The following is a 14311-nucleotide window of genomic DNA, read 5'->3' as shown; positions in this document are numbered from 1 at the left end:
CCAACATCGATCCATCAATAAAGGACTGCCCGAGATGAAAACAAGGAGTTGGATTTGTACTGCCTGGCTGACACTTGCTCTCTCGCAGGGGGTGCTTGTCGTCCCGGTCATGGCCGAATCGGCACGGCATGGAACCATCGCAGCACTGGAGCCCATTGAAAACAAGGGTGACAATGTTCCGGAACGCACTAAAAGGCTTAAGAACGCGGCGTCGAACTTTGGCGGCATTGCGGGCAGCTTCCTCGGCCTTAAAGCCAATAGCCCACTTGGTGCTGAAGCTGGAGCCGCCGCAGGCACTTATGCCGGCACACAGGTGGGCGAAAAGGTCATCAGCAACGGCGCCGCCTCGCACTACATGCTGAATATTCGTTTCGATAACAAGTCGCAGGTAATCGTGACAAAACCGAGTGCAGAAGTGTCGGGCCTCGCGGTCGGCAGCCGGGTTTCGGTCACTGGCAAAGGTGAAGACATGCGTATTACTGCGGAATAAGGGTCTTCCAGGAATTGCGATCTGCAATAAAAAAGCGCCAAAAGGCGCTTTTTTATTGCATCGAAAGAGGCCGATTACTTGGCCACAACCCGCACCATCTCCAGGCACTTGTTGGAATAGCCCCACTCGTTGTCGTACCAGGACACCAGCTTGACGAAGGTGGAGTCCAGCGCAATGCCGGCGTCGGCGTCGAACACAGAGGTGCAGGTTTCGCCGCGGAAATCGGTGGCCACGACCTTGTCTTCGGTATACCCCAGCACACCCTTCAGTGCGCCTTCGCTCTGTGCCTTCACTTCGGCGCAGATTTCGGCGTAGGTGGCCGGCTTTTCCAGCTCGACAGTGAGGTCGACCACCGACACGTCGGAGGTCGGCACGCGGAAGCTCATGCCGGTGAGCTTTTTGTTGAGCTCGGGGATCACCACGCCCACGGCTTTGGCGGCGCCGGTGGAGGACGGGATGATGTTCTCCAGGATGCCGCGGCCGCCGCGCCAATCCTTGTTGGACGGGCCGTCCACGGTCTTCTGCGTCGCAGTGGCCGCATGCACGGTGGTCATCAGGCCGCGCTTGATGCCCCACTTGTCGTTGATCACCTTGGCCAACGGCGCCAGGCAGTTGGTGGTGCACGAGGCGTTGGAGATGATCGCTTCGCCCTTGTAGGTCTTGTCGTTGACGCCGTAGACGAACATCGGGGTGTCGTCCTTGGACGGCGCCGACAGGATCACTTTCTTGGCACCTGCATCGATGTGCTTCTGTGCGGTTTCCTTGGTCAGGAACAGGCCGGTGGACTCGATCACCACGTCGGCGCCGACGGCATCCCACTTGAGGTTGGCCGGGTCGCGTTCCTGAGTCAGGCGGATCTTCTTGCCGTTGACGATCAGCGTGTTGCCGTCGACCGAGACGTCGGCCTTGAAGCGGCCATGCACCGAGTCGTACTGCAGCATGTAGGCCAGGTAGTCGGGCTCGAGCAGGTCATTGATGGCCACGATCTCGATGTCATTGGCGAAGTTCTGCACCGCAGAGCGCAGCACGTTGCGTCCGATGCGACCGAATCCGTTGATGCCAACCTTGATTGCCATGTTCACTAGCTCCTGCGACCGCGACAGCGCGGCGGATGGAAAGGGGCTGTCATTCTAGCAGCGTCACTTGTTCGCAGCCGTGTTGCGGGCGGCGCGGATTCGGGATTCGGTAGCGGGTAGCGGGGCTCTGCGCCACGCTCTACGAGGAACCAATCCGCAGATGCGTTCGGTCCATCGGAGTGAGCGCGCATGAACGGTCACCGCGCACGTTACAGCATCGATGGCCGATCAATCACCGAGGACCTCATGCCTGATCGCATGCAGCGCCGTCATCCAACACACTGAAAGCCAACACACTCTATATATTTCAGCCACTTAAATCAAAAATCGATACGCTGAAAGGCATATTCAACGCTATGCCGGACAGCAGCATTTCGGCGTCCCGTGGATTTCGATACTGGCCCTGCCTGCTGAGGCCCCCATCGATCACACGGAGATTCCCCATGCGTCGCACACTCTTCTCTCTGGTTCTGGCTCTGGCTGCCACCCCGGCGCTGGCTGGCGGCGTGATGCATTACACCGACAAGGCCAAGCTGCCGGCCGGCGGCGAAGAGCGCGAAGTCGCTGCGCTGTTCGACACCTGGAACGCGGCGCTGGCCACCGGCAACCCGCACAAGGTGGCCGATCTGTACGCACCGGACGGCGTGTTGCTGCCGACGGTCTCCAACGAAGTGCGCGCCTCGCGCGAACAGATCGAAAACTACTTCGAGATGTTCCTGACCAAGAAGCCGCAGGGCGTGGTCAATTACCGCACCGTGCGCGTGCTCGATGACGCCAGCGCCGTGGATGCCGGCGTGTATACCTTCACGCTGACCGACAAGGCCGGCAACAAGAGCAACGTGCAGGCCCGCTACACCTTCGTGTACGAAAAGCGCGACGGCAAGTGGCTGATCATCAACCACCACAGCTCGGCGATGCCGGAAGTGGATGCACCCAAGGTCGCCAAGGTCAAGTAAGCGGTACATCGCACCGGCGAGCGATCGCTGTCGACGCCACTGCGCACGCAACCGTCGGCGCCCCTCCCGCGCCGACGGCTGTGCCGAGCGCATCGCACGATGCCACGCGCGCGATGCGCCGCTACGAGCACCCGCACGGTGCGCAACGCCGCCGTCTGCGCGGAGTGTGACTGCAGCCATTGCAGGCACGCACATCTGAGCGCACGGCCGAATTGATCAGGATCAAGGCAGCGGCGACGCCAAGCGCCAAGACTTCCCACATCCATTGCACCCCACGAGACTTCCCATGCATATGCGCTCTACCCTATTGTTCGCCGTCCTGGCTCCTTTCGTCAGCCTCCCCGCACTGGCGCAATCCAAAGGCGACTGGACCGTTGCCGTCGGCGCCCATCAGGTCGCTCCCGAATCCGACAACGGCAGCCTGGTCGGCGGCACGCTCGACGTGGACGTGGGTAAAGACATCAAACCCACGTTTACAGCCGAATATTTCGTCGCAGACAACCTGGGCATCGAGGTGCTGGCTGCGCTGCCGTTCGAGCACGACATTGCGATACGCGGCCTGGGCCGGGTGGGCAGCACCAAGCATCTGCCGCCGGTGATCTCACTGCAGTACCACTTCAATGCCCAAGGCACGTTCTCGCCGTTCGTTGGCGCCGGTATCAACTACACGCGCTTCTTCGGCACCGACACCCGCGGTGCCCTGGCCGGCAGCAAGCTGGAGCTGGACGATTCCTGGGGCCTGGCACTGCATGCAGGCGTGGACTACACGCTCAGCGACCGCGGCGCACTGCGCGTCAACCTGCGCTGGATCGATATCGATCCCCAAGCGCGCCTGGACGGCAACCGTATCGGCACGGTCAATATCGACCCGCTGGTCTACGGCGTGGCCTACGTGCACCGGTTCTGATCCCCGCGGCGTGGGCGCATCTCTGGCACACTTGCCGTCCAGGGACGTGCATCCACCGCCGGAGTTGCGGACAGGTCGGTCACGTCGCCCGTCTGTCCGACCTACCGGGGATTCCATGAACACGCTGACTCGCACCGCCCTCGCCATCGCACTGGCCGCCTCGGCCGCACCCGCCCTTGCACAGTCGGCCGGTCATTGGACGACCGGTTACGGTGCCGGCTACGTCTCGCCCAAGTCCAATAGCGGCACCGTCGGCGGCACCCAGGCCGAGATCAAGGGCGCGCCGGCACTGTCGTTCACCTACGAATACTTCCTGCTCAACAACCTGGGTATCGAAGTGCATGCGGCAGTTGCAGGCAAGCACGACCTCGAACTGCAGGGCATCGGCAAGGTGGGCAGCTATTGGTCGGTGCCACCGAGCGTGTTGTTGCAGTACCACATCAACGGCTATGGCACGGTGTCGCCTTTCGTGGGAGTGGGCATCAACTACACCACCTTCATGGGCGAAGACACCGAGCCGACGATCGGCAGTGGCGATCTGCGCTTCGACGATTCGGTCGGCGCCACCGCGCATGTCGGCGTGGACTTCATCTTCAACGACCGCAGCGGTCTGCGCGTGGATGCGCGTTGGACCGATTCGCGCAGCAACGTCGACCTCAATGGCACGCGACTGGGCAAGGCGCGGATCGATCCGTTGACCTTCGGTGTGTCGTACCTGGTGTATTATTAAGAGCGCCTGGCAACGCGACTGCGCTCACCGCCAGATGGGGACGGCCACTGCCCGGTGCGGCATGACCTTACGCGGATGCTGCGGTTGCCGCATTGCGTGCAAACCCGCCCGACAATTGCTTGCCACATCCGGGCGTGCTCCAGGCACGTGTCGGCACCATGCTGAGGCATGGCTGTCGCAGCTCCGGGGATGGCCATCAAACCGTCCCGGAGCGATGCGTACAATCGCCGGATGAAGACACTTTCCCTCTCTGCATTCGTTGCTGCGACGGCAATGGCCGCCGCGATCCACCCCACCACCGCCCTGGCCTGGGGCCCGCAAGGCCACCGCCTGGTGGCGCGCATCGCCGAAACCGAACTGAGCACGCAGGCACGCACGCAAGTAGCGCAATTGCTGGCCGGCGAGCCGGACCCGACACTGCACGGCGTGGCCACGTGGGCCGATGAGTTGCGCGAGCACGACCCCGACCTTGGCAAACGCTCCGGGCCGTGGCACTACGTCAACCTGGGCGAACACGACTGCGCGTACTCGCCGCCGCGCGACTGCCCGGACGGCAACTGCGTGATCGCCGCGCTCGACCAGCAAGCCGCCCTGCTCGCAGATCGCACCCAGCCGTTGGACGTACGCCGCCAGGCCTTGAAGTTCGTGGTGCATTTCGTCGGCGACATCCATCAGCCGATGCACGCCGGCTATGCGCACGACAAGGGCGGCAACGACTTCCAGCTGCAGATCGACGGCAAGGGCAGCAACCTGCATGCGCTGTGGGACAGCGGCATGCTCAACGACCGCCATCTGAGCGACGATGCGTACCTGCAACGCTTGCTGGCATTGCCGGCCGCCACCGCGGTGTCTGCGGTCCTGCCACCACCGGCTGCGGCATGGGCGCAGGCGTCGTGCAAGATCGCCGTCACGCCGGGCGTCTATCCGAGCGCGCACGTGCTACCCGCCACCTACATCGCCACCTATCGCCCGATCGCCGAAACCCAGCTACGCATCGCGGGTGACCGGCTAGCCGCCATCCTCAACGCGGCACTGGCCAGCCCCTGACGTGGAGACGCCGATGCAGCCCCAGGTACTTGCCTTCTTTCATGCCGACAGCAACACCTTCACCTATGTGGTCGCCGATGCGGCCACCGGTGCGGCAGCGGTGATCGACCCGGCGCTGGACTACGCGGCCGAGAGCGGCATCATCGGCAGCCAGGCGGCGCAGGGCATCCTTACCGCCATCGAGCAACACGGATGGCAGTTGCACTGGCTGCTGGAAACCCATGCGCATGCCGATCACCTGTCTGCGGCGCAGTGGCTGAAGCAGCACTGGCCGCAGGCGCGCATCGGCATCGGCGAGGGAATTTGCCAAGTGCAACGAACCCTTGCCCCGCAGTACGCATTGCCGGACGACTTCCGTGCCGATGGCTCGCAATTCGATCATCTGTTTGCCGATGACGAGCGCTTCAAGCTTGGCGGTATCGAAGCACGCGTCATCGCGGTGCCCGGCCACACCAGCGACAGCATTGCGTATCTGATCGGCGATGCGCTGTTTCCTGGCGACTCGTTGTTCATGCCGGATGCGGGCACCGCGCGTTGCGATTTCCCGGGCGGCGATGCCCGCCAGCTGTTTGCGTCGATCAAGCGCCTGTACGCGCTGCCGGAGAGCACCCGCGTGTTCGTCTGCCACGACTATGGCCCGAGCGGGCGCGCGGTGGCGCATCAAACCAGCATTGGCGCGCAGCGGCGCAGCAACATCCATGTACGCGACGGCGTGGACGTGGAGACCTTCGTGGCGCAGCGGCAGGCGCGCGATGCCACCTTGCCCGAACCCAAGTTGATCCGCCCGGCCCTGCAAACCAATCTTCAGGCCGGGCGCTGGGCCGGAGTGGTCCTGTAGCGCGCGCCGGCTCGCCACGCGGTGCGCATCGCGTAGCCGCTATGATCGGGGCCCTGTTCTGGTGAGGAGCCTTCGATGCGCATGATCGGTTTCTGGCAGCGCGCCTTGTGCGTGCTGATGCTGACGTTGCCTGTGCTGGCGAGTGCGCAGACCGCCCCGGTGACGGTGTTTGCGGCCGCAAGCCTGAAAGAATCGATGGACGAAGCCGCCACCGCGTACGAAAAAGCGACCGGCACGCCGGTACGGGTGTCGTATGCAGCGAGTTCTGCGCTGGCACGCCAGATCGAACAAGGCGCACCGGCGGACGTGTTCTTTTCGGCCGACCTGGAGTGGATGGACTATCTGCAACAGCACGGCCTGGTACTGCCCGCGCAGCGCCACAACCTGCTCGGCAATACGCTGGTGTTGGTTGCGCCGGCGAGCAGCAAGCTGCGCGTGGATCCACGCGCGCCCGGCGCCATCGCCAAGGCGCTTGGCGAGAACGGGCGCCTGGCCGTTGGTCAGACCGCCAGCGTGCCGGCCGGTAAATACGCCGCCGCTGCGCTGCGCAAGCTCGGCCAATGGGATAGCGTCAGCAACCGTCTCGCCGAATCGGAAAGCGTGCGCGCGGCATTGATGCTGGTCTCGCGTGGCGAAGCGCCGCTGGGCATCGTGTATGGCTCGGACGCGCGCGCCGATGCCAAGGTGCGCGTGGTCGCCACCTTCCCCGACGACAGCCATGACGCCATCGTGTATCCGGTCGCTGCATTGAAGAACAGCAGCAACCCCGCCACCGCCGCATTCGTGAGCTGGCTGGGAAGCAAGCCGGCCAAGGCGATCTTTGCGCGCCGTGGTTTTTCGCTGAAGGATTGAGGCGCACCGTTTGTCGATGTTCACCCCGGAAGAGCTGACCGCGATCGGCTTGAGTCTCAAGGTCGCGATCGTGGCAGCGCTCGCCAGCCTGCCGCCGGGCATTGCCTGCGGCTGGCTGCTGGCGCGGCGCCGCTTCCCCGGCAAGGCCCTGCTGGACGCGCTGCTGCATCTGCCCTTGGTGATGCCGCCGGTGGTCACCGGCTATGCGCTCTTGGTGGTATTGGGCACGCAGGGCCCGGTGGGCAGCTGGTTGCTGGAACACCTCGGGATCCAGTTCGCCTTCCGCTGGACCGGCGCGGCGCTGGCGTGCGCGGTCATGGGATTTCCGTTGATGGTGCGCGCGATTCGTCTGTCCATCGAAGCCACCGATCGTCGCCTGGAAGCGGCCGCCGCCACGCTGGGCGCCGGGCCGTGGCGGGTGTTTTTCAGCATCACCTTGCCGCTGGCCTGGCCAGGCCTGGTCGCCGGCGTGGTGCTCGCGTTCGCCAAGGCGCTCGGCGAGTTCGGCGCCACCATCACCTTCGTGTCGAATATCCCCGGCGAAACGCAAACCTTGCCGTCGGCCATCTACGGGCTGATGCAGGTCCCGGGGATGGAATCGGGCATCTGGCGGCTGGCCGGGGTGGCGCTGGCGATTTCGCTGGCCGCGTTGCTGCTGTCCGAATGGCTGGTGCGCAGGCCGCATCCGCGCGAGGAGGACTGATGCTGGATATCGATCTGCAGCTGCACCGCGGTACATTCGAGCGCCGCATCCGCATCCGGGACGACGCGCGCGTCGTGGCGCTGGTGGGCCCCTCCGGCGCGGGCAAGACCACGGTGCTCAACGCAATCGCCGGCCTGGTGCGCCCGCAGGCCGGGCATATCCGTATCGATGGGCGCTGCCTGTACGACGCCGGGCAAGGCATCGATCTGCCCACGCACCAGCGCCGGATCGGTTATGTGTTCCAGGATGCGCGGCTGTTCCCGCATCTGGATGTGCGGCGCAACCTGCGCTACGGCCGGCATGCGCGCAGCACGGCGCTCTTCGGCTTCGACGATGTGGTGGCCTTGCTCGGCATTGCACCGCTGCTGCAACGCCGGCCACGCAACCTCTCAGGCGGCGAAGCGCAGCGCGTGGCGATTGGCCGCGCGTTGTTGGCGCAACCGGCGATTCTGCTGTTCGACGAACCGCTGTCGGCCCTGGATCAGGCGCGCCGCGAAGAATTGATTCCCTACCTGCAGCGCGTGCGCGACGAGATTCGCCTGCCGATGCTCTACGTCAGCCACAACCCCGATGAAGTACAGCGCATTGCCGACAGCGTGCATGTGCTGGATTGACGGTGGTGTGGGCGTGGATAGGGCGCTTGCGTCGACGCGTTGCAAGACGGCCCAGCGTTGGTTGTGACTGGGACACGCTGCGCAACGGCTGCAGCAGCTATCGCACCAACTTCCCGGTCCGCACACTCACCCTGCCTTGCCGCACCTCGAAGGTGAACGCGAACGACAGCGTCACCGGTACCGGCTCGATCTGGGTGGCGTCGGTGCAGTCGTCCGGTGCTGCCGGCTGGGTAACCCCTGGTGCATAGGTGCATATCGTGGCTGGAACGAACTGCCATCGCAGCGCGGTAGTACGCACCGCTTGCATGAGGTCGGCGTTGTCCGGCAGCAACCCGGCGGCGCATTCGTCGCGGTCGGACATCGGATCCACGCGCTGCACCGCACCCTCTACGCTCAGAATGAGATGCGCGCAGACGGTGGTGGGCGCCAGGCTCTGGCGCGGCGAATCGGCAGGTAGCACCGGGGCCTCGCTGCGCAACGCGCGTGGCATGCGAAAGCGTTGCGTCGGCGCCAGTGTGTAGGGTTGGACACCCGTAGCGCCGCAGTCCGGCTGTGAAGGCAACATGCGTTGATCCACCGAATCCTCGCGCTGGCTGCGTTGCCGTTCCGCGAGCTGGCGCGTGGCGCAACTACTCATGGCCAGCATCAGGGCGAGGCTGCCGATCAGGCAGCGGTTCATTGCAACCCTCCGCGTGAGGCGCATCCCGCAGGCGCACAGCGGGCAACACGTTCGGACCGGTCGGCAGCGTGTGGGCGTGCAGCAGCTTCGGTACCGGGATGGATATCCGCAACCGCCGGTGCCGTGTCTGGTGGATCCAGTTCGAACTTCACCGGCACGCGCACCTCGGACGCCACTGCCTTGCCATCCTCCAGCGCAGCTGTGAAGCGCCAGTGGCGTGCTGCGTCGAGCACGGTCTGATCGAACACGCCCGCCGGAGTGCTGCGCACGATGGCGATATGCTCGGGTGTTCCAGTCGGGCTCACTGCGATCTGCAGTTCGACAAATCCCGCCAGGCCTGCAGCGACCGCGTCAGGCGGATACCTGGGCGGCTGCATGGTGCGGAAATCCAGCGCATTGCCGGGTACGCGCATGCCCTGCAATCGTGCAGGTTGGAACGCCCAGCATGCGCCACTGAGCATCACCGCCATCGCCACCACGACGCGCAGGTTCCATCGCGCGCGGGGCATCTCCACCGCAGGCTTCAGCAATGCAGCCACGCGTTGGGTGAGCGCGTGCGGCGCATTCCAACGGCAGGCCGTCGGCGTCCAGCCGGCACCACCGTGGGTCTTGAGCATCGCGGTGGCATAACTGCGGCGCTTGCCTGGGTAACGCGTCAGCACCTCTGCGTCGCAGGCCAGTTCCTGATCCAGCCGAAACGCGCGCCATGCCAGGTGCATCAACGGATTGCACCAGCCGATGCACAGCAACAGTGCCGCCAGCAGATTGGCATACAGATCGCCGCGCCGCAGATGCAGGCGCTCGTGGGCCAGGATCAAGGTACGTTCGGCGGCGCTGTAGCGCGTATCGAAATCCATCGGCAGCACGATGCGTGGGCGCCAGAGACCCACAGACACCGGCAGGCCGACATCGCGCGTTGCCGCCCATATTTCGCCGTCGAGCGCATGCAATACACCCAGGCGGCGCACGAAACGGTGCTGTCGCCACCAGAGCGCAACGGCCATCGCGACCGCACCGGTTACCCACACAGCGAGCAGTTGTCCCGCCCATGCATGTTCGCTGCTTTGCAGATTGAGCGGCATCGCGACCATCGCCGGCATCTTCGGCAACGCTGCCGATATCGGCGGCCCCGGTATTGCAGCTGCCAATACGGCGAGCGGCACAACGGCCCAGATCGCATACGCCGCTGTTGCGCCCAGCCAGCCACGCAGTGCGCGCCGCAGCACCAGACAGGCCAGCAATGCGGCGCTGCCATACAGCGTGATGCGCAACAGCAAAGGCAAGTCAAGGTGCATCGTCCAACTCCTGGAGCAGGCGCTTCAGTTCGGCTATGTCGGACGCGCTGAGTTTCCCGCGTTCGCTGAAATGCGCCACCAGCGGCGCAACGCGCCCGCCGAATAGCCGCTGCAGCAAGCCTTCGCTCTGCTGCTGCACCCACTGTTCGCGCGCCAGCAGGGGCGCGTAGTGATATTTGCGGCCGTGTTTTTCTGCCGCGACCGCGCCCTTGGTGAGCAGCCGATTCAGCAAGGTCTTGATGGTGGGTTCGGCCCAGCCGGTATGCGCCAACGCGGCGATCACCTCTTCTGCCGTGCGCGGCGCATCCTCCCAGAGCACGTGCATCACTACCGCTTCTGCGTCACTGATCGGCATGCGATTACACCCGTAATTTTTACCGATTACGCGCGTAAACGGATTGATTGTCAAGCAGTGATCGAACGGGCTCCCGACACCTGCCCGCATTGATGGCGGCCGAGCATGGCGCACGAGTATGAGATGCAGGCAGCACGCGACCGGCTCGGCTACTCTGCGCGGATGACCGAGCATCTCACCGATCTAAGCGCCGCCGTGGAGCGGATCCTGCAACGCATCGACGGCCCGCTGCGCGTGGGCGCACCACTGGGCATCGGCAAGCCGCACCGCCTGTTGAACGCGCTCTACGCACAGCTCAAGGACACGCCGTCGCGGCCACTGGCGATTTACACGGCGCTCTCGCTCAATCCCCCCAGGCCGGGTGCCGGACTCCAGGCGCGCTTTGCCGCACCGTTCATCGCGCGCCATTTTGGCGAGGATTTCCCTCGCCTTGCCTATGTCGACGCCATGCTGCGCGATGCCTTGCCCGCGCATGTGCAGGTGGAAGAGTTCTACATGCAGTCCGGCGGGCTATTGCATTCCGCCCAGGCCCAGGCCGACTACACGAGCCTCAACTACACGCATGCCGCCGCAGCGGTGGCGCAACGCGCGCCCAACCTGATCGTGCAAAAAGTGGCGCGCGAACCGGGCGGCACGCGGCTGTCGTTGTCGTGCAACAACGACATCACCCAGGACACGCTGGATGCGGTGCAGGCACTCGGCTTGCCGCGCCCGATGCTGGTGGCGGAAGTCGATGCGCAGTTGCCATGGATGGGAGGCGCCGCAGCGGTAGATGCCGCGTTCTTCGATCTGATCATCGATTTGCCAGGCCCGTTTCCACAGCTGTTCGGCTTGCCGCGGCAAGCGGTGAACAGCGTCGACTACGCCATCGGCTTGTATGCCAGTGCCCTGGTGCGCGATGGCGGCACCTTGCAGATTGGCATCGGCACGCTGGCCGATGCGCTGAGCCATGCGCTGGTGCTGCGGCATACCGACAACGCGACCTATCGCCGCGTGCTGCATGCGCTGGATCCGGCACTGGAGCAGCACCCGGCCGTGCAGTCCAGCGGCGGCCTGGAGCCGTTCGCCATCGGCTTGTACGGCTGCAGCGAAATGCTCAACGAAGGCTTCAAGCAATTGGTGGACAGCGGCGTGATCCGTCGCAAGGTGCATGACGACCTGCCGCTGATGCAGCGCATTGCCGATGGCAGCGCCGACGCCGCCGACCACGCACGGCTTGCTGCCGAAGGCGAGTTCCTGCATGGCGCCTTCTACCTCGGCTCGCCGGCGTTATATCAATGGTTGCGCGATCTGGATGCATCGACACGCGCGGCGATCGGCATGCGCCGCATCAGCGAGATCAATCAGCTCTATGGCGGCAACGAGACGTTAAACCGGTTGAAACGCAAGAATGCACGCTTCTTCAACTCCTGCATGATGGCGACCGCGCTGGGTGCGGCAGTCTCCGACGGGCTGGAAGATGGCCGCATCGTGTCCGGGGTTGGCGGGCAGTACAACTTCGTGGCGATGGCGCATGCACTGCCGCAGGCACGTAGCGCCCTGATGCTGCGCGCCACCCGCGAGGCTGGCGCACACACCGCCAGCAACCTGCGCTGGAACTACGGCCACACCACCATTCCACGCCATCTGCGCGATCTCTACATCACCGAATACGGCATCGCCGACCTGCGCCACAAGACCGATCAGGACTGTGTATTGGAAATGGCCGCCATCTGCGACGCCCGCTTCCAGGATGAACTGCTTGCCCAGGCGGAACGGTCGCGCAAGCTGCGTATCGCACCGGAATTGCCGCCACGCGCGCAGCGCAACACACCACGGGCACTGGAACAGGCGCTGGCGCCATTTCGACGCGACGGCAGCTTGCCCGATTACCCGCTTGGCAGCGACTTCACCAAGATCGAACAGCGTCTGCTACCCGCATTGGGCTGGCTCAAAGGCGCAACCGCCAGCACTGGCGGAAAGATCGCCACGGTGGCCCGCGCCCTGCTCACGCGCGAAGCATCGGACGCTAACGGTATCGCCTGTCTGCAACGCATGGCGCTGGAAGCGCCAAACAGTCTTGGCGATCGCCTGCAGGCGCGGCTGCTGACCTATGCATTGCGGCAGACCGCTGCTTCTTAAAAAAATGCCGCGATTTACAAACGGCACGAGCACACGGTAACAAGCACTGACGCATCACGGACACACAGCGGAAAGATATGCGTCAAACTGGGCCGTGATGATGGCGACCTCGTCGCTTTCCGGCTGTGCTGCATGCACCTTTTTCACGCATTTACTGCTTTTACCTCAGGCATCGATCGCAAAACGAAGTTGATGCGCCAAAAGCGAAGAACAACTTCGCGAGCCGCCATTTTTACCGCCTTGTTGCTGAGCAGTCTTGTCGCGCAAGCCGCGCCGCGCTTGACCGACCTGCAGTACATCGGCAGCCACAACAGCTACCACGCAGGCTTTGCGCCCAGCGAAGCGGCGTTATTGAAGCAACTGGACCCGGCGCTGTTTGCCGCGCTGGATTACCGCCATCCCGCATTGACGCAGCAACTTAACGATGGCGTGCGCCAACTCGAACTGGACGTCTTCGCCGATGCACAGGGCGGGCGCTACGCACACCCGGCCATCGTTGCGCAGATCGCCAAGGCCGGTCTGCCGACCGCACCGGCAAGCGCACCCACTGGGGTGATGGACCGACCCGGATTCAAGGTCATGCACGTGCAGGACCTGGACCAGCGCAGCAACTGCCAACCCTTGATTGCCTGCCTGCAGGAAATCCGCGCATGGTCGAAGCAGCATCCGGACCACGTCCCCATCTTCATCCTGCTCGAAACCAAGCAGGCGCCGATCCAGTTGGCGTTTCCCAGCGTGCAACCCGAACCCTTCGATGCAAAAGCGATGGATGCGCTGGATGCCGAAGTGCGTTCGGTCTTCCAAGCCGGCGAATACATCAGTCCCGATCAGGTACGCGGCCGCGCGCCCACGCTCAACGCGGCGGTGCTCGCGCACGGCTGGCCATCGTTGGCCCAGGCGCGCGGCAAGGTGGTGTTTCTGCTCGACCAACGCGTTGCCGGCGCCAGCTACCTGCCCGGACACCCGTCGCTGCGCGGCCGGGTCTGTTTCACCAATGCGGTGCCGGGCGAAGACGATGCAGCCTTCGTCGAGCTCAACGACGGACCTGCCGATGACATCAAGAAGCTGGTCAAGGCCGGCTATCTGGTGCCTACGCGTACCGATGCGGACTTGAAAGAAGCGCAGCACAACGACACCGCGCGGCGCGACGCCATGCTGGCCAGCGGCGCGCAATTGCTCAGTACCGACTTCCCGATCAACGAGCCGGCCGATAACGGCTACGTGGTTCGCTTCGACGGCGACGCCGTGGCGCGTTGCAATCCGCAGCGAACAAGCGCGCATTGCGACGGCACCGACCTGCATCACTGAGCGCACCACCGCGCGCAAGCGCAAGCCACCCACGCAGCAGACCTCTCGCAATGGAGGGCGTCGGCAATCTATCACCGCACCCGTTTATCGGACGCGGGCTTCCCCTTCTAGGGCCTGTTAACACTAATGGCCCGAGCGATTAAACTATTGGGCATGGAGATCACGCCAGCACAATTTTCTCTGATCGAACACTGCCTGCCGGCGCAGCGCGGCAATGTCAGCATGACCAACCTGCAAGTGGTCAACGCCATCCTTTACGTTGCCGAGCATGGCTGCAAATGGCGCGGCCTACCCAAGCGCTTTGGCAACTGGCATACGGTCTACACACGCATGAACCGTT

16 protein-coding genes are annotated in these 14311 nt (G+C 64.2%); 12 read left to right on the top strand and 4 right to left on the bottom strand.

From position 1 onward, the window contains the following. Window positions 1-91: 91 nt before the first annotated feature. Window positions 92-490 (top strand): hypothetical protein, encoded by a 399-nt coding sequence (locus tag F7R02_RS10315; RefSeq protein WP_078589571.1) that lies wholly within the window; start codon window positions 92-94, stop codon window positions 488-490. A gap of 74 nt (window positions 491-564) precedes the next feature. Here F7R02_RS10315 and gap read toward each other — a convergent pair whose 3' ends face one another. Next, on the bottom strand, window positions 565-1566 hold the full coding sequence (gap, locus tag F7R02_RS10310) for a type I glyceraldehyde-3-phosphate dehydrogenase (RefSeq protein ID WP_003490161.1): 1002 nt from the start codon (window positions 1564-1566) through the stop codon (window positions 565-567). 443 nt (window positions 1567-2009) lie between these two features. Here gap and F7R02_RS10305 point away from each other — a divergent pair, with 443 nt between their 5' ends. From F7R02_RS10305 to modC, 8 genes are all read left to right on the top strand, one after another. Next, on the top strand, window positions 2010-2522 hold the full coding sequence (locus tag F7R02_RS10305; RefSeq protein WP_078586085.1) for an SgcJ/EcaC family oxidoreductase: 513 nt from the start codon (window positions 2010-2012) through the stop codon (window positions 2520-2522). Window positions 2523-2808: 286 nt separating this feature from the next. Continuing rightward, on the top strand, window positions 2809-3429 hold the full coding sequence (locus F7R02_RS10300; RefSeq protein WP_078589559.1) for an OmpW/AlkL family protein: 621 nt from the start codon (window positions 2809-2811) through the stop codon (window positions 3427-3429). Window positions 3430-3544: 115 nt separating this feature from the next. Then, window positions 3545-4159: an OmpW/AlkL family protein gene (locus tag F7R02_RS10295; RefSeq protein WP_078589561.1), complete on the top strand. Its 615-nt coding sequence runs from the start codon at window positions 3545-3547 to the stop codon at window positions 4157-4159. Between the two features lie 273 nt (window positions 4160-4432). Further along, complete coding sequence (locus F7R02_RS10290) at window positions 4433-5206, top strand: S1/P1 nuclease (RefSeq protein ID WP_139370891.1); 774 nt, start codon at window positions 4433-4435, stop codon at window positions 5204-5206. Window positions 5207-5219: 13 nt separating this feature from the next. Continuing rightward, window positions 5220-6044 (top strand): MBL fold metallo-hydrolase, encoded by an 825-nt coding sequence (locus F7R02_RS10285; RefSeq protein WP_078589573.1) that lies wholly within the window; start codon window positions 5220-5222, stop codon window positions 6042-6044. Window positions 6045-6119: 75 nt separating this feature from the next. After that, window positions 6120-6896 (top strand): molybdate ABC transporter substrate-binding protein, encoded by a 777-nt coding sequence (modA, locus tag F7R02_RS10280; RefSeq protein ID WP_078589563.1) that lies wholly within the window; start codon window positions 6120-6122, stop codon window positions 6894-6896. A 16-nt stretch (window positions 6897-6912) separates the two neighbouring features. Further along, window positions 6913-7599 carry a molybdate ABC transporter permease subunit gene (modB, locus tag F7R02_RS10275; RefSeq protein ID WP_172397206.1) on the top strand — a complete coding sequence of 229 codons (687 nt, stop codon included), beginning with the start codon at window positions 6913-6915 and terminating at the stop codon, window positions 7597-7599. After that, on the top strand, window positions 7599-8213 hold the full coding sequence (gene modC / locus F7R02_RS10270; protein WP_003490175.1) for a molybdenum ABC transporter ATP-binding protein: 615 nt from the start codon (window positions 7599-7601) through the stop codon (window positions 8211-8213). The genes modB and modC overlap by 1 nt, the downstream gene beginning before the upstream one ends. A 97-nt stretch (window positions 8214-8310) precedes the next feature. On the opposite strand, the gene F7R02_RS10265 is transcribed toward modC, so the two are convergent. From F7R02_RS10265 to F7R02_RS10255, 3 genes are read right to left on the bottom strand one after another with little or no spacing between them, the layout of a single operon-like run. Continuing rightward, a complete protein-coding gene (locus F7R02_RS10265; RefSeq protein ID WP_078589567.1) occupies window positions 8311-8892 on the bottom strand; it encodes a hypothetical protein in 582 nt (193 codons plus the stop codon). Continuing rightward, window positions 8889-10187: a TonB family protein gene (locus F7R02_RS10260; protein ID WP_078589569.1), complete on the bottom strand. Its 1299-nt coding sequence runs from the start codon at window positions 10185-10187 to the stop codon at window positions 8889-8891. The genes F7R02_RS10265 and F7R02_RS10260 overlap by 4 nt, the downstream gene beginning before the upstream one ends. Then, on the bottom strand, window positions 10177-10542 hold the full coding sequence (locus F7R02_RS10255) for a BlaI/MecI/CopY family transcriptional regulator (RefSeq protein ID WP_003490181.1): 366 nt from the start codon (window positions 10540-10542) through the stop codon (window positions 10177-10179). The genes F7R02_RS10260 and F7R02_RS10255 overlap by 11 nt, the downstream gene beginning before the upstream one ends. A gap of 162 nt (window positions 10543-10704) precedes the next feature. On the opposite strand from F7R02_RS10255, the gene F7R02_RS10250 reads away from it, so the two are divergent. The 3 genes from F7R02_RS10250 to F7R02_RS10240 all read left to right on the top strand — a co-directional run. Continuing rightward, the gene (locus F7R02_RS10250) at window positions 10705-12663 is read left to right on the top strand and encodes an acetyl-CoA hydrolase/transferase C-terminal domain-containing protein (protein ID WP_151210090.1); all 1959 of its coding nucleotides are present in this window, start codon (window positions 10705-10707) and stop codon (window positions 12661-12663) included. 132 nt (window positions 12664-12795) lie between these two features. Further along, on the top strand, window positions 12796-13971 hold the full coding sequence (locus F7R02_RS10245) for a phosphatidylinositol-specific phospholipase C1-like protein (RefSeq protein ID WP_151210087.1): 1176 nt from the start codon (window positions 12796-12798) through the stop codon (window positions 13969-13971). A 153-nt stretch (window positions 13972-14124) separates the two neighbouring features. After that, window positions 14125-14311: transposase (locus tag F7R02_RS10240; protein WP_151210039.1), on the top strand; the 187-nt coding region annotated here is incomplete at its 3' end.

The sequence above is a fragment of the Xanthomonas cissicola genome (assembly GCF_008801575.1).
GTDB classification, from domain to species: Bacteria; Pseudomonadota; Gammaproteobacteria; order Xanthomonadales; family Xanthomonadaceae; genus Xanthomonas; species Xanthomonas cissicola.
The sequence above is the reverse complement of the archived record's forward strand: the minus strand, read 5'-3'. Positions and strand labels throughout refer to the sequence as shown.

Excerpts from the sequence above, each read along its gene's own strand:
- modA (WP_078589563.1), top strand. The coding sequence starts at position 6,120 with ATGCGCATGATCGGTTTCTGGCAGCGCGCCTTGTGCGTGCTGATGCTG.
- F7R02_RS10295 (WP_078589561.1), top strand. The coding sequence starts at position 3,545 with ATGAACACGCTGACTCGCACCGCCCTCGCCATCGCACTGGCCGCCTCG.
- F7R02_RS10290 (WP_139370891.1), top strand. The coding sequence starts at position 4,433 with ATGGCCGCCGCGATCCACCCCACCACCGCCCTGGCCTGGGGCCCGCAA.
- F7R02_RS10250 (WP_151210090.1), top strand. The coding sequence starts at position 10,705 with ATGACCGAGCATCTCACCGATCTAAGCGCCGCCGTGGAGCGGATCCTG.
- F7R02_RS10260 (WP_078589569.1), bottom strand. The coding sequence starts at position 10,187 with ATGCACCTTGACTTGCCTTTGCTGTTGCGCATCACGCTGTATGGCAGC.
- modB (WP_172397206.1), top strand. The coding sequence starts at position 6,913 with ATGTTCACCCCGGAAGAGCTGACCGCGATCGGCTTGAGTCTCAAGGTC.
- F7R02_RS10305 (WP_078586085.1), top strand. The coding sequence starts at position 2,010 with ATGCGTCGCACACTCTTCTCTCTGGTTCTGGCTCTGGCTGCCACCCCG.
- F7R02_RS10245 (WP_151210087.1), top strand. The coding sequence starts at position 12,796 with ATGCACCTTTTTCACGCATTTACTGCTTTTACCTCAGGCATCGATCGC.
- F7R02_RS10255 (WP_003490181.1), bottom strand. The coding sequence starts at position 10,542 with ATGCCGATCAGTGACGCAGAAGCGGTAGTGATGCACGTGCTCTGGGAG.
- F7R02_RS10265 (WP_078589567.1), bottom strand. The coding sequence starts at position 8,892 with ATGAACCGCTGCCTGATCGGCAGCCTCGCCCTGATGCTGGCCATGAGT.
- modC (WP_003490175.1), top strand. The coding sequence starts at position 7,599 with ATGCTGGATATCGATCTGCAGCTGCACCGCGGTACATTCGAGCGCCGC.
- F7R02_RS10285 (WP_078589573.1), top strand. The coding sequence starts at position 5,220 with ATGCAGCCCCAGGTACTTGCCTTCTTTCATGCCGACAGCAACACCTTC.
- gap (WP_003490161.1), bottom strand. The coding sequence starts at position 1,566 with ATGGCAATCAAGGTTGGCATCAACGGATTCGGTCGCATCGGACGCAAC.
- F7R02_RS10300 (WP_078589559.1), top strand. The coding sequence starts at position 2,809 with ATGCATATGCGCTCTACCCTATTGTTCGCCGTCCTGGCTCCTTTCGTC.